Source organism: Mesorhizobium sp. B264B1B (genome assembly GCF_020165765.1).
Lineage (GTDB): Bacteria > Pseudomonadota > Alphaproteobacteria > Rhizobiales > Rhizobiaceae > Mesorhizobium.
Genome location: NZ_JAIUIS010000006.1, coordinates 89,220 through 113,392, shown reverse-complemented (window position 1 = coordinate 113,392; position 24,173 = coordinate 89,220). Strand labels below are relative to the sequence as shown.

22 protein-coding genes are annotated in these 24,173 nt (G+C 64.1%); 14 read left to right on the top strand and 8 right to left on the bottom strand.

Annotation, left to right across the window (positions count from 1 at the left end; all coding sequences use genetic code 11):
* Positions 1 to 42 precede the first annotated feature (42 nt).
* Complete coding sequence (locus LB547_RS14300; RefSeq protein ID WP_140559714.1) at positions 43 to 1,629, top strand: trimethylamine methyltransferase family protein; 1,587 nt, start codon at positions 43 to 45, stop codon at positions 1,627 to 1,629.
* A 23-nt stretch (positions 1,630 to 1,652) separates the two neighbouring features.
* On the opposite strand, the gene LB547_RS14295 is transcribed toward LB547_RS14300, so the two are convergent.
* The 4 genes from LB547_RS14295 to LB547_RS14280 all read right to left on the bottom strand — a co-directional run bounded on the left by LB547_RS14295 (position 1,653) and on the right by LB547_RS14280 (position 6,372).
* Positions 1,653 to 2,051, bottom strand: coding sequence for a hypothetical protein (locus tag LB547_RS14295; RefSeq protein ID WP_140759380.1), 399 nt, complete (start codon positions 2,049 to 2,051; stop codon positions 1,653 to 1,655).
* Between the two features lie 65 nt (positions 2,052 to 2,116).
* The gene (chrA, locus tag LB547_RS14290; protein WP_140759378.1) at positions 2,117 to 3,508 is read right to left on the bottom strand and encodes a chromate efflux transporter; all 1,392 of its coding nucleotides are present in this window, start codon (positions 3,506 to 3,508) and stop codon (positions 2,117 to 2,119) included.
* Positions 3,505 to 4,323, bottom strand: coding sequence for a chromate resistance protein ChrB domain-containing protein (locus LB547_RS14285; RefSeq protein ID WP_140497022.1), 819 nt, complete (start codon positions 4,321 to 4,323; stop codon positions 3,505 to 3,507). The genes chrA and LB547_RS14285 overlap by 4 nt, the downstream gene beginning before the upstream one ends.
* Positions 4,324 to 4,566: 243 nt before the next feature.
* Entirely contained in the window at positions 4,567 to 6,372 is a 1,806-nt protein-coding gene (locus LB547_RS14280) for an IlvD/Edd family dehydratase (protein ID WP_140497024.1), read from the bottom strand.
* A gap of 151 nt (positions 6,373 to 6,523) precedes the next feature.
* On the opposite strand from LB547_RS14280, the gene LB547_RS14275 reads away from it, so the two are divergent.
* Positions 6,524 to 6,976 (top strand): SRPBCC family protein, encoded by a 453-nt coding sequence (locus LB547_RS14275; RefSeq protein ID WP_140580489.1) that lies wholly within the window; start codon positions 6,524 to 6,526, stop codon positions 6,974 to 6,976.
* A 36-nt stretch (positions 6,977 to 7,012) separates the two neighbouring features.
* On the opposite strand, the gene LB547_RS14270 is transcribed toward LB547_RS14275, so the two are convergent.
* The 3 genes from LB547_RS14270 to LB547_RS14260 all read right to left on the bottom strand — a co-directional run bounded on the left by LB547_RS14270 (position 7,013) and on the right by LB547_RS14260 (position 9,909).
* Positions 7,013 to 8,182: an Mrp/NBP35 family ATP-binding protein gene (locus LB547_RS14270; protein WP_140759376.1), complete on the bottom strand. Its 1,170-nt coding sequence runs from the start codon at positions 8,180 to 8,182 to the stop codon at positions 7,013 to 7,015.
* 77 nt (positions 8,183 to 8,259) lie between these two features.
* Entirely contained in the window at positions 8,260 to 9,264 is a 1,005-nt protein-coding gene (locus LB547_RS14265) for an inorganic phosphate transporter (RefSeq protein ID WP_140497030.1), read from the bottom strand.
* Positions 9,265 to 9,267: 3 nt separating this feature from the next.
* Positions 9,268 to 9,909: a DUF47 domain-containing protein gene (locus tag LB547_RS14260; RefSeq protein WP_140759374.1), complete on the bottom strand. Its 642-nt coding sequence runs from the start codon at positions 9,907 to 9,909 to the stop codon at positions 9,268 to 9,270.
* Between the two features lie 218 nt (positions 9,910 to 10,127).
* Here LB547_RS14260 and LB547_RS14255 point away from each other — a divergent pair, with 218 nt between their 5' ends.
* The 12 genes from LB547_RS14255 (at position 10,128) to LB547_RS14200 (ending at position 22,589) form a co-directional block, all read left to right on the top strand.
* On the top strand, positions 10,128 to 10,505 hold the full coding sequence (locus LB547_RS14255) for a VOC family protein (RefSeq protein ID WP_140513034.1): 378 nt from the start codon (positions 10,128 to 10,130) through the stop codon (positions 10,503 to 10,505).
* Between the two features lie 92 nt (positions 10,506 to 10,597).
* Positions 10,598 to 11,497, top strand: coding sequence for a LysR family transcriptional regulator (locus LB547_RS14250; protein WP_140556811.1), 900 nt, complete (start codon positions 10,598 to 10,600; stop codon positions 11,495 to 11,497).
* 132 nt (positions 11,498 to 11,629) lie between these two features.
* A complete protein-coding gene (locus LB547_RS14245; protein WP_140759372.1) occupies positions 11,630 to 12,109 on the top strand; it encodes a formate dehydrogenase subunit gamma in 480 nt (159 codons plus the stop codon).
* Positions 12,106 to 13,662: a formate dehydrogenase beta subunit gene (locus LB547_RS14240; RefSeq protein ID WP_140759370.1), complete on the top strand. Its 1,557-nt coding sequence runs from the start codon at positions 12,106 to 12,108 to the stop codon at positions 13,660 to 13,662. The genes LB547_RS14245 and LB547_RS14240 overlap by 4 nt, the downstream gene beginning before the upstream one ends.
* Positions 13,663 to 13,672: 10 nt before the next feature.
* Positions 13,673 to 16,582, top strand: a complete 2,910-nt coding sequence (gene fdhF / locus LB547_RS14235) for a formate dehydrogenase subunit alpha (RefSeq protein ID WP_140759368.1) — start codon at positions 13,673 to 13,675, stop codon at positions 16,580 to 16,582.
* Positions 16,583 to 16,741: 159 nt separating this feature from the next.
* Positions 16,742 to 17,542, top strand: coding sequence for a formate dehydrogenase accessory sulfurtransferase FdhD (gene fdhD / locus LB547_RS14230; protein WP_263483259.1), 801 nt, complete (start codon positions 16,742 to 16,744; stop codon positions 17,540 to 17,542).
* A complete protein-coding gene (locus LB547_RS14225; protein WP_140497046.1) occupies positions 17,532 to 17,843 on the top strand; it encodes a formate dehydrogenase subunit delta in 312 nt (103 codons plus the stop codon). Before fdhD ends, LB547_RS14225 begins: the two co-directional genes overlap by 11 nt.
* A 112-nt stretch (positions 17,844 to 17,955) precedes the next feature.
* Positions 17,956 to 19,509, top strand: coding sequence for an alpha/beta fold hydrolase (locus LB547_RS14220; protein ID WP_140556817.1), 1,554 nt, complete (start codon positions 17,956 to 17,958; stop codon positions 19,507 to 19,509).
* 107 nt (positions 19,510 to 19,616) lie between these two features.
* Positions 19,617 to 20,096 carry a carboxymuconolactone decarboxylase family protein gene (locus tag LB547_RS14215; protein ID WP_140759365.1) on the top strand — a complete coding sequence of 160 codons (480 nt, stop codon included), beginning with the start codon at positions 19,617 to 19,619 and terminating at the stop codon, positions 20,094 to 20,096.
* Between the two features lie 18 nt (positions 20,097 to 20,114).
* Entirely contained in the window at positions 20,115 to 20,543 is a 429-nt protein-coding gene (locus LB547_RS14210) for a nuclear transport factor 2 family protein (protein WP_224518980.1), read from the top strand.
* A gap of 33 nt (positions 20,544 to 20,576) precedes the next feature.
* The gene (locus LB547_RS14205) at positions 20,577 to 20,891 is read left to right on the top strand and encodes a hypothetical protein (protein WP_140497050.1); all 315 of its coding nucleotides are present in this window, start codon (positions 20,577 to 20,579) and stop codon (positions 20,889 to 20,891) included.
* Positions 20,892 to 21,179: 288 nt separating this feature from the next.
* Positions 21,180 to 22,589, top strand: coding sequence for an FAD-binding oxidoreductase (locus LB547_RS14200; protein WP_140497052.1), 1,410 nt, complete (start codon positions 21,180 to 21,182; stop codon positions 22,587 to 22,589).
* A gap of 151 nt (positions 22,590 to 22,740) precedes the next feature.
* On the opposite strand, the gene LB547_RS14195 is transcribed toward LB547_RS14200, so the two are convergent.
* Entirely contained in the window at positions 22,741 to 24,168 is a 1,428-nt protein-coding gene (locus LB547_RS14195; RefSeq protein ID WP_140759363.1) for a gamma-aminobutyraldehyde dehydrogenase, read from the bottom strand.
* Positions 24,169 to 24,173: the final 5 nt, after the last annotated feature.

The window sequence follows — 24,173 nt, the reverse complement described above, 5'->3', positions numbered from 1 at the left end:
ACCAACCGCCGCCCTGCTTCCGAGAAAAGGTGGAGTGCTTCCATGTCAGTGGCTGTCGAAAAGCAGGAAGCGGCCGACCAGCGTTCGCGCCGCTCCGGCGGACGCGAAGCGCGTCGCGCCATGCGGGCGGCGCCGCTCGCCGACGACATCAGGCCGGTTCGCGCCGGCCTTGAGGGGGGGAGCTATGGCCCCCTGCGCGGCACTGATTGCGAGCGCATCCACGAAGCGGTGCTGACCCTGCTGGAGACGGTCGGCTTCGCCAACGCAATCCCGTCCTGCATCGAGGCGCTGACCAAGGCCGGCGCCAGCCATGGCGACGACGGCCGTATCCGTTTCCCGCGCGCACTGGTGCTCAACACGATCAAGCGGGCGGCGCGGCATTTCACGCTCCACGGCCAGGACCCGAAGCACGACATGGTGATCCAGGGCAAGCGCGTGCATTACGGCACGGCGGGTGCTGCCGTGCATCTTGTCGACGTCGAGAAGCGCGAGTATCGCGAATCCTTGCTGCAGGACATCTATGATGCCGCGCGCATCGTCGACGGGCTCGACAACATCCATTTCTTCCAGCGGCCCATGGTGCCGCGCGACATTCCCGATCCGCTCGAAATGGACTTCAACACGCTCTATGCCTGCGTGATGGGCACGTCCAAGCATGTCGGCACGTCCTTCACGGTGCGGGAGAACGTGCAACCGGCGCTCGAAATGCTCTACGCGATCGCCGGTGGCGAGGAGAATTTCCGGGCCCGGCCGTTCGTGTCGAACTCCAACTGTTTCGTCGTGCCGCCGATGAAATTCGCCGAGGACGCCTGCGGCGTGCTCGAGGCCTGCGTCGAAGGAGGCATCCCGATCCTGCTGCTTTCGGCCGGACAGGCCGGGGCCACCGCTCCGGCGGCGATCGCGGGTGCGGTGGTGCAAGCCGTGGCCGAAGTGCTGGCCGGCCTTGTCTATGTCAACACCATCAAGCCGGGCCATCCGGCGATCTTCGGTACCTGGCCGTTCGTGTCGGACCTGCGCACCGGCGCCATGTCCGGCGGCTCGGCCGAACAGGCGGTGCTGACCGCGGCTTGCGCGCAGATGGCGCAGTTCTACGACCTGCCAGGCGGTTCGGCCGCAGGCATGACGGATTCGAAACTGCCCGACATCCAGTCCGGCTATGAAAAAGGCATTACCAATGTGATGGCCGGCCTTTCCGGCCTCAACCTGGTCTACGAATCGGCCGGCATGCATGCGTCCCTGCTCGGCTTCTGCCTGGAAAGCCTGATCATCGACAACGACATGCTGGGCCATTGCCTGCGCTGCGTGCGCGGCATCGAGGTGACGGACGACGCGCTGTCGATCGACACCATTGCTGATGTCTGCCTGAAAGGCCCGGGCCACTATCTCGGCAACGAGCAGACGCTGAAGCTGATGCAGACCGAATATTTCTACCCCGCCGTCGGCGACCGGTTTTCGCCGAAGGAATGGAACGAGAAGGGCCGACCCGACATATTGCAGCGGGCGATCGTCGAGAAGAAGCGCATCCTCGCCGAACGCTTCCCGCGCCATGTGCCGAAGCCGCTCGACGACAGGCTGCGCGCCCGCTTCGGCGACATGATCAAGCTGCCGCGCAACGGCATGGGCGGCTGAGAAAGCCCCCCTTTGAAAATAGGTTAATCCGCGCTCAGCCCATAATGTTCGACGACCTCGGTATTGACCAGCTTGGCGTGTAGCGCCATCAGCACGATCTGGGCGTCGAAACTGTCTCCGGCATCGACCGCGGCCTCTACCCGACGCTCCACGTCCTGCCGCGGCTGCGCGCCATGAGAGCGCTCGAATGCCTCAGGCCCAGCAATACAATAGCTGAACAAACACGCCACTTGCGCATAAGCCTGCGGCGGCGGCTCGTCGGGCCAGTGATCCTTCATCAGGTTGACGATGGTGAGCTTTACGCCCTCCGGCACAAGGGCGGGATGCAAGTCGGCTCCGCGCAATGCGGCATCGAGCTGCCTGAGGTCGCTTGAACGGCCGAACATGCCGAGGAAACCGAGGGAAGAGCGCCGTGCGGCCATGATATTCCGATCCCGTTTTCAACCAATTAGGTGGTTCGCCAGCGGAATACAAAGGGAGGCAGATATTAGCCAGTTGCCGCCAAAAGCAGAACACCCGCCAGGGCCGATCCGGCAAGCGTCGGCAGCATGCCGATTTTCAGTTTGAGGATGGCGATCATGGCAGCGCAGGACAGCAGCGCGGCACGCCAGTCGATCGAGGACAGTACCGGCATCTCCGTTCCGAGCCCCGTCGCGCGCACGTCGCGGAAGATGACGTGCAAGGCGAACCACAGGGCCAGATTCATGATGACGCCGACGACCGCCGCGGTGATCGCGCCCAATGCCGCCGACAATGCCTTGTTGCCGCGCAGCGCCTCGATGTAGGGCGCGCCGAGGAATATCCAGAAGAAGCACGGCGTGAAGGTAACCCACAGCGTAAGCAGCGCTCCAAGCGATCCGGCAAACAACGGATATGGCGATCCGGAATGGCGCAAGCCTGCAAGGAAGCCGACGAACTGCAGGACCAGGATGAGCGGTCCTGGCGTGGTTTCGGCAAGGCCCAGGCCATCGACCATTTCGCCTGGCGCAAGCCAGCCAAGAGAACCGACGGCCGCTTGCGCGACATAGGCCAGAACGGCATAGGCGCCGCCGAAAGTGACGACCGCCATGAGGCTGAAGAAGCCGCCGATCTGCGTCCAGACGCTGTTTGCCGATGTGAACGCCCAGATCAGCACAACCGGTCCAAGCCAGATCGGCAGCCAGATCGCGATGGTGCGCGGCGCGTGCCATCGCGTCGGCCTGGTGTGGGCCAGTTCGCCGCGCTCGAACATCAGATCGACCGCGCCCGTGGCGTCGGGAGCTTCGTCCTTGCCATGCGCGGCGCCAGAAAACAGGGCCGGCGCGATGCCGTTTCCGACCCACCCCACCAGTCCTGCAAACAGGACGAGGAGCGGAAAGGGGACGTTGAGCACGTAGATGCCGACAAAGGCGCAAAGCGCGATCGCCGCCATCACCCGGTTCTTCAAGGCGCGCCGGCCGATGCGGATCACGGCCTCGACCACGATCGCCAGCACCGCCGCCTTCACCCCGAAAAACAGCGACTCGACCAGCGGCGCATCGCCATAGAGCGCATAGAGAATGCTCAAGGTCAGCATGACGAGCGCGCCGGGCACGACGAAGAGGACGCCGGCGACAAGACCGCCGACCGTCTTGTGCAGCAGCCAGCCAATGTAGATGGCGAGTTGCTGGGCCTCGGGGCCAGGCAGCAGCATGCAGTAGTTCAGCGCATGCAGGAAACGCTGCTCGCCGATCCAGCGCTTTTCCTCGACCAATTCCCTGTGCATGAGCGCGATCTGCCCGGCCGGTCCGCCGAAACTGAGCAACCCGATCTTCGCCCAGAGTTTCGTGGCCTCGCGGAAGCTCGGGACCGCAGGCGCCTCGATGAGGTCGGCACTTTCCTCGGAAAGGAGGGAGTTCATGACGCCTTCGCTCCCGCCGGCCAATTGTGCGTCTCGTCGGTGGCGTCGCGGCACCAGCGGAAGAACGCGTCGTAAAGCAGCATGCCGGCATCCAATTGTTGCAGGTCATCGCGAAACATGCGCGACAAGCCAAGCGAGGCGGCGAGAAATCCCGCCGCCTGCGGAACCAGGTCGAGGCTGGCCGTGTCGGCTGCGCGCACGATCACGGCGAGGCGGTCGAGCGCTTCGGATTCGAGCCCGAACTCCTCGAGCATCGTGTCGAAGGTGCAGCGCTCGCCGCGATGGCTCCAGAACGCATTGTCGATGTCGAAAGGCACGGCCTGAAAACGATCGGCGACATCGGGCACTTCCGCGGCGTCGACGAACAGGAAGACCGCTTGAGGATCGACGAAACGGCGGATCAGCCAGGGGCAGGCGATGCGATCGACTTTGGGCCGGGCCCGCGTCACCCAGACGGTGCGGCCCTTGTCGTCACGAGGCGGCATCCTGTCGGCACGGACCAGAAGGCCGTGGGCGTCCCGCCAGGCTTCGAAGCCGCCTTCGAGCGATTCGGCGGCAATCCCTTCATGACGCAACCATGCGGCGACGCCTTGCGAGAGCTTTTTTCCCTGCTGGCAGACGACCGCCACGCGGCCACCGGCGAAGTCGGCTGCCCAAGTCTGGACGGTTTTGAAATCGCGCCGGTACGACGCCGGCAGCAAACGTGGATCGGCGTTGTAGTCGTCCTCGGTACGGATATCGAGGATTGCAGGCGCGCCCGGCAAACCGACCATACGGATCAGTTGCGGCACGGTGACAGCGGTTGTTGACGGCATGGCGTCCACCTCCTGAAAGAGAAGCCTGGACGCGAACGTTGGGCTGACGCCTCACGGGGTCGTCGCGATGAACCCCTTGCAGCGATGGTGGATTTGTTGGGCAGGCTTGTCAAGGACGCAATGTCCTCGGTCCATAGCGGGCCACGAAACGAAAAAACGACCGGCGGCCGATCAGGCCGCCGATCGTCGATCGCTATCCGTCAATTGTCGCTTCAAACAATCGATGAATGTCCCGGGGAATAATCAGTGATTGTCCCGGGGCACGCCCTTCGTATGAGCGACGTCCTGGTATTTCACCGCCGGTTTCAGCACCATGCCGCCCGAGAACTGGTCCACCATACCGCGCTGGATTTCCTGCCACGGCGTCTGGTGCTCGGGATAATGGTAGCCGCCATTGTTCTGCAGCTCGGCGCGGCGGCGGGTGATCTCGTCATCGGTGACGAGAATGTTGGCCGTGCCCTTTTTCAGGTCGATGCGAACGCGGTCGCCTGTCTTGAGCAACGCAAGCCCGCCGCCGATGGCGGCTTCCGGCGAGGCGTTGAGGATGGAGGGCGAGCCTGACGTGCCGGACTGGCGGCCGTCGCCGATGCAGGCCAGCGCGTGGATGCCCTTCTTGATGAGATAGGCCGGCGGCTGCATGTTGACGACCTCGGCGCCGCCGGGATAGCCGACCGGACCGGCGCCGCGCATGAACAGGATGGTGTGCTCGTCGATCCCTTGCGCCGGGTCGTCGATGCGGGCGTGGTAATCCTCCGGACCGTCGAAGACCATGGCATTGCCCTCGAAGGCCTCGGGGTCCTTCGGGTTGGAGAGATAGCGCTCGCGGAATTCGGGCGAGATGCCGCTGGTCTTCATGATTGCCGAATCGAACAGATTGCCCTTGAGATTGATGAAGCCGGCATTGGCCTTCAGCGGCTCGGCGACAGTGCGGATGACCTCGCGGTTCTCGTTGACGGCATCGCGGCAATTGTCGCCCATTGTCTTGCCGTTGGCGGTCAGAGCATCCGGATGCGGCAGCAGCCCGGCTTTCATGAGCTCCGCCACCACGGCCGGCACGCCGCCCGCGTGATGGTAGTCCTCGCCCAGATATTCGCCCGTCGGCTGGAGATTGACGATGAGCGGCACGTCGAGGCCGATCTTCTGCCAGTCGTCATTGTCGAGCGGCACGCCGAGATGGCGGGCGATGGCGTTGAGATGGATCGGCGCGTTGGTGGAGCCGCCGATCGCCGAATTGACGACGATGGCGTTCTCGAAGGCCTTGCGCGTCATGATGTCGGAGGGCTTCAAATCCTCGTGCACCATATCGACGATGCGTTTTCCCGTCTCGTAGGCGATCTGGCCGCGCTCGCGATAAGGAGCCGGAATCGCGGCCGAGCCCGGCAGCTGCATGCCGAGCGCCTCGGCCAGCGAGTTCATGGTGGTGGCGGTGCCCATGGTGTTGCAGTAGCCGGTGGACGGCGCCGAGGAGGCGACGATGTCCATGAACTCGTCGTAGCCGATCTCGCCGGCCGACAGGCGCTGGCGCGATTCCCAGACGATGGTGCCCGAACCGGTGCGCTTGCCCTTGTGCCAGCCGTTAAGCATCGGACCGACCGACAGCGCTATGGCCGGAATGTTGACGGTCGCCGCCGCCATCAACAGCGCCGGCGTCGTCTTGTCGCAGCCGATGGTGAGCACGACGCCGTCAAGCGGATAGCCATAGAGCACTTCTACCAGGCTGAGATAGGCAAGGTTGCGGTCGAGAGCTGCGGTCGGGCGCTTGCCGGTCTCCTGGATCGGGTGGCAGGGGAATTCGAAAGGAATGCCGCCCATCGAGACGATGCCTTCGCGCACGCGTTTGGCGAGCTCGATGTGGTGGCGATTGCAAGGCGACAGGTCGGAACCGGTCTGGGCAATGCCGATCAGCGGCTTGCCCGACATCAGTTCGGCGCGCGTCAGCCCGTAATTCAGGTAGCGCTCCAGATAAAGTGCCGTCATGCCCGGATTGTCGGGGTTGTCGAACCACTCCTGCGAGCGAAACTTTTTCTTTCCTGTGGGGGCGCCAGCCATCATGGTCTCCGTATTTGTATGACAAATCGATATGACAACGCGCGGATGCAGGCAAGGGGCACGCGTGATCTGAATCCGGACTTTGGTGCGATAGACATCAATCGGGCCGCACGCTACCAACAATCCGACATTGGTCGTCCGGGAGGTTCTGATGGCTTTGGTGATCGAGGGCGAGGAGCGCATCGCCGCACCCCTCCAGAAAGTTTGGGAAGCGCTGAACGATCCGGCGGTGCTGAGAGAAAGCATCCCCGGCTGCCAAAGCCTGGAAATGAAGTCGCCGACCGAGATGGCGGCGACGGTGGTGCTGAAGATCGGCCCGATCAAGGCGACCTTCAACGGCGAGGTGACGTTGAGAAATCTCAATCCCCCGCATGCCTACACGATCCAGGGCGAAGGCAAGGGCGGCATCGCCGGCTTCGCCAAGGGCGGCGCCGACGTGACGCTGACCGAGGATGGACCTGGCACCACCGTTCTGAAATATGCGGCCAAGGCCGAGGTCGGCGGCAAGATCGCCCAACTCGGCAGCCGGCTGATCGAGTCGACCTCGAAGAAATTGGCGGGACAATTCTTTTCGAGCTTCGGCGAGAAGGTGGGTGCTGCTTAGCTGGTCTATCCAGCGTTAGCGCCGCCTGGACGAAAATTACTCGAAGACGATGCTCGGGACGGCGTCCGCGGCCGCGCCGCGCTCTTCGTTGACCCGGTCCCAGACCTTCGAAGCGATATCGCGATAGATCTTCGCTTCGGCACTGTCGGGCTTCGATGCCACCACCGGCGCACCTTCATCCGAGCTTTCGCGGATGCCCATCTCCAGCGGCACCTCGCCAAGGAAGGTGACGCCGAGGCGCTCGGCCTCGCGGCGTGCGCCGCCATGGCCGAAGATGTCGTAGCGCTTGCCGGTGTCGGGGGCGAGGAAATAGCTCATGTTCTCGACGATGCCGAGCAGCGGCACGTCGACCTTCCTGAACATGTTGAGGCCCTTGCGAGCATCGATAAGGGCCAGATCCTGCGGCGTCGAGACGATGACCGCGCCGGCCAGCGGCACCTGCTGGGCCATGGTGAGCTGGGCATCACCGGTGCCGGGGGGCATATCGACGACGAGCACGTCGAGCGGCCCCCATTCGACTTCGCGCAGCATCTGCGTCAGCGCCGACATCACCATCGGCCCGCGCCAGATCATCGGCGTTTCCTCGTCGACGAGGAAGCCCATCGACATCACCTTGAGACCGTAATTCTGCATTGGTTTCAGGATCTTGCCGTCGACGGTCTGCGGCCGGCCGTGAATGTTGAGCAGCCTTGGCATGGACGGGCCATAGATGTCGGCATCGAGCACGCCCACCTTCAGCCCGTTGGCGGCGAGGCCGAGGGCCAGGTTGACGGCAGTGGTCGACTTGCCGACACCGCCCTTGCCGGACGCAACCGCGATGATCGCCTCTATGCCGGGCACGCCGCGCTTGCCCTGGCTGTGCGAGGCAGGCGCATGGGGCGCCGGGTGCGGCGCGGCAACGGGCGGGGCGGGACGTGGCGCCGGGCGCGCCGCGACAGGCGCCTCCATGCCGCCGCCCTTCTTCTCCGCCGTCAAGGCGACGACGGCGCCGGCGACACCTGGAATAGCTTTCACGACACGCTCGGCCGCGGCGCGCAATGGCTCCATCTCCTGCGCCCTGGCGGCCGGAACGGTGATCGAGAAGAACACTTTCGAATCGGCGATGAAAATCTCGGAAACCATGCCGAGGTCGACGATGTTGCCGGTGCAATCGGGGCCATTGACCGTTTTCAGGCGCTCGATGACGGTTTCCTTGGTGACGGACATGGCTGTTGCTTCCCTGGCGTTCGGCTGCTGCTCACATAGTGCAGATCGCCGGCGGCTCCAAGCGCCAGGCCGCGACATCAGCCTGCCAGGCGAACCGCCAGATAGGTCAGTGCCGAAATCGCCGCCGTCGCCGGCAAGGTGACGACCCATGCGATGACGATGTTGCCGGCTATGCCCCAGCGCACCGCCGAGACACGGCGGGCGGCGCCGACGCCGATGATGGCGCCGGTGATGGTGTGCGTGGTCGAAACCGGAACACCGAGCCATGTCGCGGCGAAGAGGGTGATGGCGCCGCCGGTCTCGGCGCAGAATCCCTGCATCGGGTTGAGCCTGGTGATCTTCGAGCCCATCGTGTGGACGATGCGCCAACCGCCGAACAGCGTGCCCAGCGCCAATGCCGACTGGCAAGTCAGGACCACCCAGAGCGGCACGTAGAAATCCGTTCCGAGCATGCCTTGGGAATAGAGCAGCACGGCGATGATGCCCATGGTCTTTTGCGCATCGTTGCCGCCATGACCGAGCGAATAGAGGGAGGCGGAAAAGAACTGCATGACACGGAAGGTACTGTCGACGGCGAACGGCGTCTGGCGCACGAACAGCCAGGAAACCACCAGGATCAGGAGAAGCGCCAGGACAAAGCCCGTCGCCGGCGACAGGACGATGGCGGCGACCGTCTTGCCGAGCCCCGCCCAGACGATGGCACCCGTGCCGGCCTTTGCGACGCCTGCCCCCACCAATCCGCCGATCAGCGCATGCGAACTGCTCGACGGGATGCCGGCGATCCAGGTGACGATATTCCAGACGATGGCGCCGACCAGGGCGGCGAAGATCACCGCCGGGGTGACGATGCTTGCATCGATGATACCTTTGCCCACGGTTTCGGCGACATGAAGGCCAAAGAACATGAAGGCGATGAAATTGAAGAAGGCCGCCCAGAACACCGCGTAATGCGGTCTCAGCACCCGGGTCGAGACAATGGTGGCGATCGAGTTGGCGGCGTCGTGCAGGCCGTTGAGGAAATCGAAGAACAGCGCGACGGCGACGAGGCCGACCAGCAGGGGAAAGGCGATCGCGACTTCCATCGCCTAGACGTTCTCGATGACGATGCCGCTGATCTCGTTGGCGACGTCCTCGAAGCGGTCGACCACCTTCTCCAATTGGCCATAGATCTCCGAGCCGATCAGATAGGCCATCGCATCGCTGCGGCCGTGCCGCCTGAAGAGATCCTTCAGGCCCTGCTCATGCAGATCGTCGGCTCGGCCTTCGGCACGCATGACTTCCTCGGCGAGTTCGTTCAGGCGCGCACTGTTGGCGCCGACCTTGGCCAGCAGCGGGATCGCCTCCGCGACGAGCCTGGCGGCATCGACAATGACGGCGCCCATTTCCTGCATCAGCGGATCGAATTCCCTCTTCTCGAACAGCCGCACCGTCTTGACGGTCTTGTGCATCATGTCGATGGCGTCATCCATCGACATGATCAGGTCCTTGATATCGCCGCGGTCGAAAGGCGTGATGAATGAGCGCCGCACGGCAAGCAGGACTTCGGCGGTGATATGGTCGGCTTCGTCCTCGAGATCGACGATCTTTTCGCACCAATGCTCGATGTCCTTGCCTAGGAGGAGCTGCTGCAGGGCCTCCGCGCCGCCGACCACCGTGCGGGAATGCCGCTCGAACAGGTCGAAGAAGCGATCTTCGCGCGGCAACAGCTTGCGGAACCAGCCCAGCATGTTCGTCCCTCCCGGCGCATCAGTTCCATCCACATAGCGCCGCATGCGCCCATGGGGAACAGTAAGCCGGCTGAAAGATGTGGATGCAGCCAATTGCAAGCACCGCTCGCGAACGGCAATTACCGGCCATCGCCGGCAAAGCGGGGCTCGTCAAGCGACGGGGGCGACCTATTTCCAAGGAGACGCCGGGGACGACAAGCAGCGAAGGAGAAACGATCATGCTTGCAAACAGCAACGCGACGGCCAACCTCGCGGTGAAAGAGCTGGCGAAGGCAAAGGCTTTCTACGAGGGGACGCTCGGCCTGAAACAGGTGCATGACGAGGGTGGCGAACTGATCGTGTACAAAAGCGGCGACACCACGATCAATGTCTATCGCTCTCAGTTCGCCGGAACCAACAAGGCGACGGCGGTGACGTGGACGGTCGGCGATGAGATCGACACCGTCGTCAGCGGGCTGAAATCGAAAGGCGTTGCGTTCGAGCACTACGAGATGCCCGGCCTGACACTGGAAGGCGACATCCATGTCGGTCACGGCATGAAGGTCGCCTGGTTCAAGGATCCGGACGGCAACATCCTCAATCTCGTCGACCGATAGGTTTCTGCGATCAAGCATCGGCTTGGGGCGATCGACATCGCAGTGGCCGGCAGCCCTCTGGCGCGGTGCGGCGGCGGCGGTTAGCTTCAGATATGATCGACAAGCTGGAATTTTTCATCGCGCTGGCCAAGGAAGAGCATTTCGGGCGGGCTGCCGAAGTGTGCGGCGTCACCCAGCCCACCTTGTCGGCCGGCATCAAGCAACTTGAGGGTCAGCTGGGCGTGATGCTGGTCCTGCGCGGCTCGCGCTTCCAGGGCCTGACCCCGGAGGGCAAGCAGGTGCTGGTGTGGGCGCGCCGCATCGTCGGCGATACCAGAACCATGCGCGAGGAGATGCGGGCGGCGCGGCACGGCTTGTCGGGACGTATCCGCATCGCCGCCATTCCCACCGCGCTCGCCATGGTGGCGCGGCTGACGACGCCATTCCGCGAAAAACACCCCGGCGTCACCTTCTCGGTACTGTCCCGGACCTCGATCGAAGTGCTGTCGCTGCTCGGCAATTTCGATATAGACGCCGGCATCACCTATCTCGACAACGAACCGCTCGGACGAGTGACCAGCGTACCACTCTATGATGAGCGCTATCAGCTGATCACCGCCATCGGAAACCCCTATTCCGACCGCGACAAGGTGACATGGGCCGAGATCAGCCACCTGCCGCTCTGCCTGCTAACCCCGGACATGCAGAACCGCCGCATCATCGACCAGCACCTGGCCGAGGCCGGTGTCGAGGTCCGGCCGACGCTGGAATCCAATTCGATGATCGTGCTGTTCTCGCATATCCGCACGGGCAAATGGTCCTCGATCATGCCGCTCAACCTCACGGAAACGTTCGGCTTTTCCGAACCTATCAGGGCTATCCCGATCGTCGAGCCGGACGCCAGCCACACGGTCGGGCTGGTGGCCGCGTTGCGCGAACCGCACACGCCGCTGGTTTCGGCGCTGCTGGACGAGGCGATGGCGCTTGCAGACGATTTCCGCGCCCCCCGCTAGGTTAGGAAATGCAGGTGCTGGAATTCGATAGAAAATTTCTATCAAGCGACGGATCCGCTTTATTGATTTCAGGGGTTTCTCCTGATTTTGTAAAGACTTAGCGATAAAGCCACCGACCAGGGAGGGCGCTGCGTGACGATGCAGCCTGCAAGTACCGAGATCGCATCGCGCACGGCCGCGATCATCCAGGATCTGAAAGACCTCGAAGGTCCACTGCTGCCGATCCTCCATAACATTCAGGAAGAGTTCGGCCATGTGCCGCAGGCAGCACTCCCGGTCATTGCCGACGGACTGAACCTTTCCAGAGCAGAGGTGCACGGCGTCGTCACCTTCTATCACGATTTCCGCGCCCGCCCGGCAGGCCGGCATGTGCTCAAGCTCTGCCAGGCCGAAGCTTGCCAGTCGATGGGTTCCGATGCGGTGGCCGCCAGGATCAAGCAATTGCTCGGCGTTGATTTCCACGAGACGGCGAAAGACGGTTCGGTGACCCTGGAGCCGGTTTATTGCTTGGGACTGTGCGCCTGCTCGCCCTCGGCGATGCTCGATGGCGAGGTGATCGGGCGGCTCGACAACGAGAAGATCGAAGAAATCGTCGCAAAGGTGCGCTCATGATCCCGCGCATCTACATTCCCGGCGACTCCGGCGCGCTGGCGCTCGGTGCCGAAAGGGTCGCCAAGGCAGTTCGCGCTGAACTCGCCGAGCGCGGCGTTGAGGCCAAGATCGTCCGCAACGGGTCGCGCGGCGCCTATTTCCTAGAGCCTATGGTCGAGGTCGCCACAGCAAACGGCCGCGTCGCCTACGGGCCGGTGAAGCCTTCCGACGTCAAGAGCCTGTTCGACAATGGCTTTCTCACCGGCGGCCATCACAAGCGCTGGCTGGGCGCGCCGGACAAGATCCCGTTCCTGGCCAAGCAGACCCGTCTGACCTTCGCGCGCTGCGGCATCAACGACCCGCTGTCACTCGACGCCTATAAGTCGCTTGGCGGGCTGAAGGGCCTGCAGAACGCGGTGGCCATGGCCCCGGCAGAGATCGTCAGCCAGGTTACGGAGTCCGGCCTGCGCGGCCGCGGCGGCGCCGGCTTCCCGACCGGCATCAAATGGAAGACGGTGCTCGATACGACATCCGAGCGCAAATACATCGTCTGCAACGCCGACGAGGGCGACAGCGCCACCTTCGCCGACCGCATGATCATGGAGGGCGATCCCTTCGTGCTGATCGAAGGCATGGCGATCGCCGGCATCGCCACCGGCGCGACCAAGGGCTTCGTCTACATCCGCTCGGAATATCCGCATGCGGTGGCGGTGATGAACAAGGCCGTCGAGGTCGCCCGCAAGGCCGGGGTGCTCGGCGTCAACGTGCTCAGTTCGCCCAACGCCTTCGACATGGAGATCCGCGTCGGCGCGGGCGCCTATGTCTGCGGCGAGGAGACCTCGCTTCTGAACAGTCTGGAAGGCAAACGCGGCGTGGTGCGCGCCAAGCCGCCGCTGCCGGCAATCCAGGGCCTTTTTGGCAAGCCGACGGTGATCAACAACGTCATCTCGCTGGCTTCGGTGCCTGTCATCATGGACAAGGGCGCCGCCTACTACAAGAATTTCGGCATGGGCCGCTCGCGCGGCACGATCCCGATCCAGATCGCCGGCAACGTCAAGCGTGGCGGCCTGTTCGAGGCGGCTTTCGGCATGACACTGGGCGAAATCGTCGACGATATCGGCGGCGGCACGGCCACCGGCCGGCCGGTGAAAGCGGTGCAGGTCGGCGGTCCACTCGGCGCCTATTTTCCGCGCGCTTTGTTCGACACGCCGTTCGATTACGAGGAATTCGCCAAGCGCGATGGACTGATCGGCCATGCCGGCATCACCGTGTTCGACGACACCGCCGACATGCTGAAACAGGCGCGCTTCGCCATGGAGTTCTGCGCCATCGAAAGCTGCGGCAAATGCACGCCCTGCCGCATCGGCTCGACGCGCGGGGTGGAGACCATCGACAGGCTCGCCGCCGGCATCGAGCCGGAGAAGAACCTCGCCCTGGTCACCGATCTCTGCAACACGATGAAGTTCGGATCGCTCTGCGCGCTGGGCGGCTTCACGCCCTACCCGGTGATGAGCTCGATCACGCATTTCCCCGAGGATTTCAAGCCCGCGCCGGCGCGCGTGGCTGCTGAATAGGACCTGGCAGATGAACATCAAGGCCGACTTCCCGACGCTCATCGAAGAGATCGACTACGGAACTCCGCAATCGAAAGCTGAGAAGCGGATCACGCTGACCGTCGACGGCCGCAGCATCAGCGTGCCGGAAGGCACGTCGATCATGCGCGCCGCGATGGAAAGCGGGGTCGAGATCCCGAAGCTGTGCGCCACGGACATGCTGGACTCCTTCGGCTCCTGCCGCGTCTGCCTGGTCGAGATCGATGGCCGCGGCGGCACGCCGGCGTCCTGCACGACGCCCGTCGGCGAAGGCATGGTGGTGCGCACGCAGTCGGAGCGGCTCGATGCCATTCGCCGCGGCGTCATGGAGCTCTATGTCTCCGACCATCCGGTGGGCTGGAACGAGAAGGCCGGCACCGGCGCCAGCGAGTTCGACGCGGTGGCGAAGTCGGTCGGCCTTTCCGAGAATCGCTACGGCGTCGAAGGCCGCAATCACGTCAAGGAGGATGGCGTCGCGCCCGGCCACGGCTCGCTGGCCGTCGACTACATCGCGCGTGACGAATCCAACCCGTATTTCACCTATGATCCGGCGCAATGCATCGTCTGTTCGCGTTGCGTGCGGGCCTGCGAAGAGGTGCAGGGCACCTTCGCGCTGACGATCGAGGGCCGCGGCTTCGAATCGCGCATGGTCGCCGGCATGCACGAGGATTTCATTGCTTCCGAATGCGTGTCCTGCGGCGCCTGCGTGCAGGCCTGCCCGACCGATGCGCTGCGTGAGAAGACAGTGCTCGCCAAGGGCCTGCCGGAACGCTCGGCCGTCACCACCTGCGCCTATTGCGGCGTCGGCTGCTCGTTCAAGGCCGAAGTGAAGGATGACGAGGTCATCCGCATGATGCCCTACAAGGAGGGCAAGGCCAATCACGGCCATTCCTGCGTGAAGGGCCGCTTCGCCTATGGCTATGCCACCCACAAGGACCGCATCCTGTCGCCGATGATCCGCGAGAAGGTGAGCGATCCCTGGCGCGAAGTGAGTTGGGAGGAGGCGATCGCCCACACGGCCAAGGAGTTCCGCCGCATCCAGTACCAGTATGGACGCACGGCGATCGGCGGCATCACCTCGTCGCGCTGCACCAATGAGGAGACCTATCTGGTCCAGAAGCTGGTGCGCCAAGGCTTCCGCAACAACAATGTCGATACCTGCGCGCGCGTCTGCCATTCGCCGACCGGCTACGGGCTCGGCCAGACCTACGGCACCTCGGCCGGCACGCAGGATTTCGATTCCGTCGAATTCACCGACGTCGCCGTCATCATCGGCGCCAATCCGGCTTCCGCACACCCGGTTTTCGCCTCGCGGCTGAAGAAGCGGCTGCGCCAGGGCGCCAAGCTGATCGTGCTCGACCCGCGCCGCACCGAGATGGTCAAGTCGGCGCATGTCGAAGCCGACTACCACCTGCCGCTGAAGCCCGGCACCAATGTCGCCGTGCTGACGGCGCTGGCACATGTCATCGTCACCGAAGGCCTGTTCGACGAGGCCTTCATCCGCAAGCGCTGTGACTGGACGGAATTCCAGGACTGGGCGTCCTTCGTCGCCCTGCCGGAGAACAGCCCCGAAACCGTCGGCAAGCTGTCCGGCGTCGATCCCGAACTGATCCGCGGTGCGGCACGTCTCTACGCCAAGGGCGGCAACGGGGCGATCTACTACGGCCTCGGCGTCACCGAGCACAGCCAGGGCTCGACCACGGTGATGGCGATTGCCAATCTCGCCATGGCCACCGGCAATATCGGTCGCCCGGGCGTCGGCGTGAACCCGCTGCGCGGCCAGAACAACGTGCAGGGCTCGTGCGACATGGGCTCCTTCCCGCACGAACTGCCAGGCTATCGCCATGTCTCGGGCGACGCGGTGCGCGACATCTATGAAAGCCTGTGGGGCGTGAAGCTGGACGACGAACCGGGGCTGCGCATCCCCAACATGCTGGATGCAGCCGTCGACGGCTCCTTCAAGGGCATCTACATCCAGGGCGAGGACATCCTGCAGTCCGATCCTGACACCAAGCATGTCGCCGCCGGCCTGGCCGCGATGGAATGCGTGGTCGTGCACGATCTCTTCCTCAACGAGACGGCGAACTACGCGCATGTGTTCCTGCCGGGCTCGACCTTCCTCGAGAAGGACGGCACCTTCACCAATGCCGAGCGCCGCATCAACATGGTGCGCAAGGTGCTGGAGCCGAAGGCGCGCTACGCCGACTGGGAAGCGACGCAGGAGCTTGCCCGCGCCATCGGGCTCGACTGGAACTATATGCATCCGTCCGAGATCATGGACGAGATCGCCAAGACGACGCCGAGCTTCGCCGGCGTCTCGTTCGAGTTGCTCGACCGCCTCGGGTCGGTGCAGTGGCCCTGCAATGAGAAGGCGCCACTCGGCACCCCCATCATGCATGTCGACGGCTTCGTGCGCGGCAAGGGCAAGTTCATCCGCACCGAATATGTGGCGACGGACGAGCGAACCGGGCCGCGCTTCCCGCTGCTTTTGACCACCGGCCGGATCCTGTCGCAGTACAATGTCGGCGCGCAAACGCGGCGCACCGACAATATCATGTGGCACTCCGAGGACCGGCTGGAGATCCATCCGCACGACGCCGAGAACCGCGGCCTGCGCGACGGCGACTGGGTGCGGCTGACCAGCCGCTCCGGCGAGACGACGCTGCGCGCGCAGATCACCGACAGGGTGTCACCGGGCGTGGTCTATACGACCTTCCACCATCCCGACACGCAGGCCAACGTCATCACCACGGACTTTTCGGACTGGGCGACCAACTGTCCGGAATATAAGGTGACGGCAGTGCAGGTCGGTGCCTCCAACGGACCATCGGAATGGCAACGCGACTATGACGAGCAAGCGCGCAACAGCCGCCGCATCGCCCCGCTGGAAGCGGCGGAGTAGAACTTGGACGAGACATTCGACAATAAGAGCTTCAATCTTGACGGTTGATCGCCCCCTACTTCGTCGAGCTTCGCTCGACACCTCTTCCCCGATCGACGGGGGAGAAGAAAGGCGCGAGGGGTGCGTCTCGTGACTCGCAAACGCCCCGCCATCACCGAAATGTCCCGTCTCGCTCGCCGCGCCAGCGGCACGGCAGCGGCCCGCCGCATGGTGCCGGAAGAAACGCCGGTGGCGTTCTCCTTTGCCGGCACGGCGCACGCGGTGATGATGGCGAGCCCGGCCGATTTGAAGGATTTCGCGCTCGGTTTCTCGCTGACCGAAGGCATCATCGCTTCACCCGAAGAGATCGAGGCGATCGAGGTCGAGGATCTAGGCGCCGGCATCGACATCCAGATTCGACTGAAGGACCAGGCCAACACGCGCTTCGAGGCGCGGCGGCGCAGGCTCGCCGGACCGGTTGGCTGCGGGCTCTGCGGCATCGAATCCATCGAGGAAGCGATGCGCGCGGTCGATTCGGTTGGTGCGTCTAAACTTACGCTTGATGCCGGCGACATCGTCCGTTCCGTCAAGCTTCTCTCCAGGATGCAGCCGCTGCACAGCGAGACGGGCGCGGTGCACGCCGCCGGCTTCTATATCCCCGGCAAGGGCACCGTCATTGCGCGCGAGGATGTCGGCCGTCACAACGCACTGGACAAGCTGGCCGGTGCATTGGCCAAGGCCGGCATCGACGGCGCGACCGGCGCGGTAGTGGTGACGTCGCGCGTCTCCGTCGAGATGGTGCAGAAGACGGCGACGATCGGCTCGCCCTTCATCATTGCCGTCTCTGCGCCGACCGCGCTCGCCGTCCGCACCGCCGAACAGGCCGGCATGACGCTGGTGGCCTTGGTTCGCGGCGACGATTTCGATATTTTCACCCATCCGGACCGGGTGGTTCGCGGAGTTGCCAAACATGTCGCATGACGAAGACCACATCATGAGCACCAGCGAGAAGCTGGTGCGGATGGCCAACCAGATCGCGGCCTTTTTCCACTCCAGGCCGCGCGAAGAAGGCGTGGCCGGGGTGGCCGAGCATATCAACAAATTCTGGGAGCCGAGGATGCGGCGTCAGTTCTTCGAGATGCTGGACAGCGGCGGCGACGGCTTCGATGAACTCGTCGTGGCTGCCTCGACCAGGATCAAGCAGCCGGTCTCGCCCGCCGAGGCCGATCTGAAGCTCGGGCTCAAGCTTCCCCCAGGCGACGTAGCCGCCTCGCAAAAATAGCCATTGGTTCGCGTCCGCTTATATTTCCTTCCGCTAAAGTTTAAGCTGCCGCACGCGACGCAGCTCTGCTATGGTCAGCGATCCGAAATCGCCAGGCCGGGCGGAACAACTCGTGAGGCCGATCGAGACCCGATACGCCCGTAGCGGCGATGTGCGGATCGCCTATCAGGTGGTCGGCCAAGGCGCGTTCGATCTCGTCTTCGTGCCGGGCTTCATCTCCAATCTCGACCTGCATTGGGAGGATGAAGGCTATAGCAGGCTGCTGAAACGGCTTTCCGCCTTCTCAAGGCTGATCCTGTTCGACAAGCGCGGCACCGGCCTGTCCGACCGCGTCGATGCCAACCATCTCCCCAGCCTCGAAACGCGCATGGACGACGTGCGTGCGGTGATGGACGCGGCCGGCAGCGGCCGCGCGGCCCTGCTCGGCGCCTCGGAAGGCGCTCCGATGGCCATGCTGTTCGCCGCCACGTATCCGGAGCGGACGCGCGCCCTGGCGCTCTATGGCGGCTATGCCCATTTCCACCGATGGGTGATGCCGCCGGAACGGCTGGACGCATTCATCGCGACGACGGAAACCGCCTGGGGCACAGGCGCCACCTTGCCGCATTTTGCGCCCGGCCGCGTCGAAGACAGTCACTTTGCCGCCTGGTGGTCGCGGTTCGAGCGGCTGTCGGCAAGTCCAACGGCGGCGGCGGCGCTGGCGCGCATGAATGCCGGCATAGACGTGCGCGGCATACTCTCGGCGATCAGCGCGCCGACGCTGCTGATCCACCGCCGCAACGACGCGCGCGTCGATCCCGATGCCAGCCGCTTTCTCGCCCGGAAGATCCCGAACGCCCGGCTTGTCGAAATCCCCGGGCGCGACCACCCGGTATGGACCGGTGACGTCGACCGGGTCGCCGACCTAATCGAGGAATTCCTGACCGGCGAGCCGGCCGTGGCCGACAGCGAGCGCGTGCTCGCCGCATTGCTGGTGACGCGTATCTACGATACGGCGCGCCTCGGCGACCGCATGTGGAGCGAGCGCAGCCAGCGATTCCAGGAGACCTGGCGATTGCTGGTGGGGCGCCATGGCGGACGTGTCGCAGGCACGCATGGCGAGCTGATGATCTCGCGCTTCGACGGTCCGGCGCGCGCCATACGCTGCGCGGCGGCATTGCGCGAAGCGGCGCAGGAGATCGGTGTGGCCAGTGCACAGGGCGTGCATGTCGGCGAGATCGAGATGCGCGGACCGCCGGTCGGCTTGACTGCACGCGTGACCATACAACTTGCGGCCCATGCCAGCCGCGGCGAGATCCTGGCGTCGCGGCTGGTTTCCGACCTGGCGACCGGCTCCGGCCTACACTTCATCGATGGCGGACGCATTGCGCTCGACGAGTTGGACGAGCCGTTGGCGTTTGTTCTTGCGACGTCCGAGCAGCATCTGGAACCCGCCTGCCGATCCAAGCCCAGGCCTGCCGAACCGGCCGCGCTGACGGCGCGCGAAAGCGAGGTGGTGAGCCTGATCGCCGACGGCAAAAGCAATGCCGCGATCGCCGCCGAGCTCAACCTCAGCGAGCATACGGTCAAGCGTCACGTCGCCAACATATTGCTCAAGCTCGACCTGCCGTCGCGGGCGGCGGCGGCCGCGTTTTCGGCACGGAACCCTGGCCCGCACGGGCCATAAAGGCCATGGCGCTTTCGGGCGAAGCGGCCGATGGCGTCGGGGATTATCAATTCTTCCCATGCAGGCCAGGCGATATCGCCGTGACGGTACTGCGAAGGGAGGATGAAATGGTGAAATCAAGTCGCAAGACCAGATTGCTCGTCATCGCGGCCGGCGTCGGCGCCTTGCTGGCCCTGGCTCCGGCGCGGGCCGAGGAGGCCTCGGCGACGGCAGCATACAAGGACATAGAGGCCACGCTCGGCTCCATACCGGACATGTTCAGGACTTTGCCTGACGTGGCGGTCGCCGGTGCCTGGGCCGAGATAAAGTCGATGCAGCTCAACCCCAAGACCGCACTCGACGGCAAGACCAAGGAACTCATGGGGCTTGCCGTCGCCTCGCAGATTCCTTGCCAGTACTGCGTCTACTTCCACACCGAGGCCGCCAAGCTCAACGGCGCGACCGACGAGGAGATCAAGGAAGCGGTGGCGATGGCGGCGATCGTTCGCCACTGGTCGACGATGCTCAACGGCAGCCAGGTCGACCTCACAGCCTTCAAGAAGCAGACCGACGACGTGTTCGCGGCCGTGAAGGCCAAGTCGCAGTGACACTATCGCTGCACGGCGATGACCGCCGGGCAGCACTTTGCTCATCAACCGCCCGATCGGGAAGACGGGCCCATGGAGGACGAAATGCTGACCAAGACACAGACCGTTGACGGCGCGGCAATCAAGAAAGCCATCGAAGGGCGCGACGGACAGATGCTGTCGAGCTTTTACGCCGACGATGCGGTGTTGCGGGTCGTCGACCGCAATAATCCGCCGAGCAAGCCGCGCGAGATCCGCGGCCGAGCGGCGATCAGCACATTCTGGGACGACATCTGCAGCCGGGCAATGACCCACAAGGTCGATACCACCATTGCCGATGGCGACAATCTCGCCTTCACCCAAGCCTGCGCCTACCCGGACGGGACCAAGGTGTTCTGTGCGGCGATGCTGGAACTCAAGGGCGGGCGGATTGCACGGCAGACCGTCGTGCAGGCCTGGGACGAGTAAGCGGCATCAGCCGCATCTTCGGAGGAGGAAAACATGTTCAGCGCCAGATGGCAGATCGACGCCAGGTTCGGACACAAGCAGACCGTGCTCGACCTCTTGCGGAAATGGGAATCCGAGATCGGTTCGCAGGTCGGCGTCGCCGACCTGAAGTTCCAGATCATGACGGGTTCGATCGGCGCGCGGGAGGCGACGGTCGAATCTCACCACCAGGTCGAAAGCCTGGCCCAGTTGGAAGAGTTCTTCGCCAGGATCGGCAAGATCGACGCGCATGCCAAATGGGGCAAGGAGATCGAGCCTTACGTCGTGTCGGGCACCAGCCTCTGGCAGATTTTCCGCATCGTCGAATAATGCATGTCGCCCAAAGGTGCCCATAGAACAACGATCTGAAGCGCGCCGCATCGGTCCCTTTCGACGCGACGCGCTTTCGCTACCATGACGGCTTCCGCCTGCCCGCTATGGCTCTCCCGGGCCATTTCCCCACTGGCCCTTTCGGGCGAAGCAGCGAGGAGCCGGATCGGTGCAATGTGCTCTCCTGCACCATCCTGCGCACCCGACGGATGGACGGCACAAGCAAAGCCACAAGATAAATCGTCGCGTCGAAACCATATGGCGCGGGCGCGATCAGGGAGGAAACCGATGACCGACGAAACCTATGCAAAACTGCGTGAAGGCTTGCGCGGAGAGCTGATCCTGCGCGGCGAAGCCGGCTATGAGGAGGCCCGCAAGGTCTACAACGGCATGATCGACAAGAGTCCGGCGCTGATTGCACGCTGCGTCGATGTCGCCGACGTGATCACCGCTGTAAGGTTCGCGCGCATAAACGACCTCCTCATCGCCGTGCGCAGCGGCGGCCACAACGGCGCGGGATTGGGGATTTGCGACAACGGTCTCGTCATCGACCTGTCGATGATGAAAGGCGTCCATGTCGACCCGAAAACCCGCACCGTGAGGGTCGCGCCCGGCTGCACTTCGGGCGACGTGGACCACGCCACCCATCCTTTCGCGCTCGCCGTTCCGTTCGGCATCGTTTCGACCACGGGCGTCGCCGGCCTTACCCTCGGTGGAGGAACCGGCTATCTCACGCGCAAATACGGCCTCACCATCGATAATCTGATCGAGGCCGATCTGGTGCTGGCCGATGGCAGCATGGCGAAGGCCAGCAAAAGCGAGAATCCCGACCTGTTCTGGGCGCTCCGGGGCGGCGGCGGCAATTTTGGCGTGGTAACCAGCTTCCTGTTCCAGGCTCATCCGGTGAACATGATCTTCGGCGGTCCGGTGTTCTGGGACGCCAGGCACGCGTCGGCGGTCATGCGTACCTATCGCGACTACCTGCCGGAAGCGCCGGAAGACCTCGGCGCTTTCGTCGGCCTCAAATCCGTCCCTTCGAGCGATCCTTTCCCGCGCGAGCATTGGGGCAAGCGCGCCTGTGCCATCATCTCGTGCTACAACGGCACGGAGGAGGACGGGCGCAAGGCCATGGCTCCGCTGCTGGACACCTTGCCGCCGCCAATGTTCAACTGGATGGGCGTAATGCCGTTCCCGGCGATGCAGTCGCTATTCGACCCGCTCCTTCCGAAAGGCCTGCAATGGTACTGGAAGGGCGATTTCGTCAAGTCGCTTCCCGACGAAGCGATCGCGACCCATATCGCACAGGCCGCCCAGGCGCCCAGCGAATTGTCGCTTATGCATCTATACCCGATTGACGGCGCCGTCCGCCGCGTCGGCAAGGACGAGACCGCCTGGAACGCGCGCGACGCAAGCTGGTCGATGGTCATCGCCGCCATCGACCCCGATCCCGGCAAAGCCGCCGACCTGACCGCGTGGGCACGGAATTACTGGGCGAGCGTCCATCCCCATAATGGCGAGGGCGGCTACGTGAACTTCATGATGGACGATGAAGGAGACGCGCGCTTGCAGGCGAGCTATGGCGGAAATTACGAGCGGCTGAGCCAGGTTAAGCGAACCTACGACCCATCCAATGTCTTCCGGGTCAACCTGAACATCAAGCCTGCGACATCGGCGATGCCGGGCCGGACGGCCGCGTAGTGCCGGGGTCTCGCCGCTGATGCCGTTCGGCGGCCGTGCCTGTCAAATGCAGCGCAATCGCGAAGTGGAATGGCGCTGACGACCCTCTCAAGCGGGGTCGCCGGCGCCGGCCACAGCCATATAAGATCTGCCTTTGCCGGAAGGAGACAGATTACCCGTGCGCCACCATCACATGGCGCACGGCGGTATAATCCTCCAGCGCGTAGAGCGACATGTCCTTGCCGTAACCGGACTGCTTCAGCCCGCCATGCGGCATCTCGTTGGTCAGCATGAAGTGGGTGTTGATCCAGGTGCAGCCATATTGCAGGCGAGCGGCCGTCGCCATGGCGCGCGAGACGTCCCTGGTCCACACCGACGATGCCAGCCCATAATCGCTGTCATTGGCCCAGTTCACCGCCTCGTCGACTTCCGTGAAACGGGTGACCGAGACCACCGGGCCGAAGACTTCGCGGCGCACGATCTCGTCCTCCTGCAAGGCGCCGGCGACGACGGTCGGCTGGTAGTAGAAGCCGGTGCCCTCGCCCGGCTTGCCGCCGGTGGTGATCTCGATGTGCTTCAATTCCGAGGCGCGCTCGACGAAGCTCGAGACACGGTCGCGTTGGCGGCGCGAGATCAGCGGGCCGATCTCGTTCTCGGCATCGTCCGGCAGATTGTACTTGATGGTCGACACGGCCGAGGAGAGATCGGCGACGAGCTTGTCGTAGACCTTCTTGCCGGCATAGATGCGGCAGGCGGCGGTGCAGTCCTGGCCGGCATTGTAGTAGCCGAAAGCGCGCAGGCCGTTGACCACGGCGCCGAGGTCGGCATCATCGAAGACGATGACCGGGGCCTTGCCGCCGAGTTCCAGATGCGTGCGCTTGACCGACTTGGCGGCCGCCTGCAGCACCTTCTTGCCGGTGGCGACATCGCCGGTGATCGAGATCATGTTGACCTTGGGATGGTTGATCAGCGTATTGCCGACGCTGTCGCCGCGTCCGAGCACGACATTGACGACCCCTTCGGGCAGGATTTCGGCCAGGATCTTCGCCAGTTTCAGCGCCGTCAGCGGCGTCTGTTCCGACGGTTTGAAGACGACCGTATTGCCGCCGCCGATCGCCGGCGCCAGCTTCCAGGCCATCATCATCAACGGGTAATTCCACGGCGCGATGGAAGCGACGATGCCGATCGGATCGCGCCGGACCATCGAGGTGTGGCCCGGCAGGTATTCGCCGGCTACCTGGCCTGGCATGGAGCGGACGGCGCCGGCGAAGAAACGGTAGCAGTCGACGATCGTCGGGATTTCATCATTGAGCACGGCATTGATCGGCTTGCCGCAGTTCAGCGCCTCGAGCGCCGCGAATTCCCTGGCTTCGGCCTCTATGCGGTCGGCGATCTTAAGGAGATAGCCCGAGCGCTGCGCGGGCGTGGTACGCGACCAAGCCGTGAACGCCTTCCCGGCAGCCGCCACCGCCGCCTCGATCTGCGCCGGGCTCGCCTCGGGGAGATTGAGAATGGTCGCCCCGGTCTTCGGATTGAGGACCGACTCCTCGGTCTCGGTGCCTTTCTCGAACTTCGAGCCGATCAGCATCTGGGTGTCCATTGGTT

Excerpts from the sequence above, each read along its gene's own strand:
- LB547_RS14195 (WP_140759363.1), bottom strand. The coding sequence starts at position 24,168 with ATGGACACCCAGATGCTGATCGGCTCGAAGTTCGAGAAAGGCACCGAG.
- LB547_RS14260 (WP_140759374.1), bottom strand. The coding sequence starts at position 9,909 with ATGCTGGGCTGGTTCCGCAAGCTGTTGCCGCGCGAAGATCGCTTCTTC.
- LB547_RS14210 (WP_224518980.1), top strand. The coding sequence starts at position 20,115 with ATGACCGCCGGGCAGCACTTTGCTCATCAACCGCCCGATCGGGAAGAC.
- LB547_RS14295 (WP_140759380.1), bottom strand. The coding sequence starts at position 2,051 with ATGGCCGCACGGCGCTCTTCCCTCGGTTTCCTCGGCATGTTCGGCCGT.
- fdhD (WP_263483259.1), top strand. The coding sequence starts at position 16,742 with ATGTCCCGTCTCGCTCGCCGCGCCAGCGGCACGGCAGCGGCCCGCCGC.
- LB547_RS14275 (WP_140580489.1), top strand. The coding sequence starts at position 6,524 with ATGGCTTTGGTGATCGAGGGCGAGGAGCGCATCGCCGCACCCCTCCAG.
- LB547_RS14255 (WP_140513034.1), top strand. The coding sequence starts at position 10,128 with ATGCTTGCAAACAGCAACGCGACGGCCAACCTCGCGGTGAAAGAGCTG.
- LB547_RS14250 (WP_140556811.1), top strand. The coding sequence starts at position 10,598 with ATGATCGACAAGCTGGAATTTTTCATCGCGCTGGCCAAGGAAGAGCAT.
- LB547_RS14225 (WP_140497046.1), top strand. The coding sequence starts at position 17,532 with ATGTCGCATGACGAAGACCACATCATGAGCACCAGCGAGAAGCTGGTG.
- LB547_RS14205 (WP_140497050.1), top strand. The coding sequence starts at position 20,577 with ATGTTCAGCGCCAGATGGCAGATCGACGCCAGGTTCGGACACAAGCAG.
- LB547_RS14215 (WP_140759365.1), top strand. The coding sequence starts at position 19,617 with ATGGTGAAATCAAGTCGCAAGACCAGATTGCTCGTCATCGCGGCCGGC.
- LB547_RS14300 (WP_140559714.1), top strand. The coding sequence starts at position 43 with ATGTCAGTGGCTGTCGAAAAGCAGGAAGCGGCCGACCAGCGTTCGCGC.
- LB547_RS14270 (WP_140759376.1), bottom strand. The coding sequence starts at position 8,182 with ATGTCCGTCACCAAGGAAACCGTCATCGAGCGCCTGAAAACGGTCAAT.
- LB547_RS14265 (WP_140497030.1), bottom strand. The coding sequence starts at position 9,264 with ATGGAAGTCGCGATCGCCTTTCCCCTGCTGGTCGGCCTCGTCGCCGTC.
- chrA (WP_140759378.1), bottom strand. The coding sequence starts at position 3,508 with ATGAACTCCCTCCTTTCCGAGGAAAGTGCCGACCTCATCGAGGCGCCT.
- LB547_RS14285 (WP_140497022.1), bottom strand. The coding sequence starts at position 4,323 with ATGCCGTCAACAACCGCTGTCACCGTGCCGCAACTGATCCGTATGGTC.
- LB547_RS14240 (WP_140759370.1), top strand. The coding sequence starts at position 12,106 with ATGATCCCGCGCATCTACATTCCCGGCGACTCCGGCGCGCTGGCGCTC.
- LB547_RS14200 (WP_140497052.1), top strand. The coding sequence starts at position 21,180 with ATGACCGACGAAACCTATGCAAAACTGCGTGAAGGCTTGCGCGGAGAG.
- fdhF (WP_140759368.1), top strand. The coding sequence starts at position 13,673 with ATGAACATCAAGGCCGACTTCCCGACGCTCATCGAAGAGATCGACTAC.
- LB547_RS14280 (WP_140497024.1), bottom strand. The coding sequence starts at position 6,372 with ATGGCTGGCGCCCCCACAGGAAAGAAAAAGTTTCGCTCGCAGGAGTGG.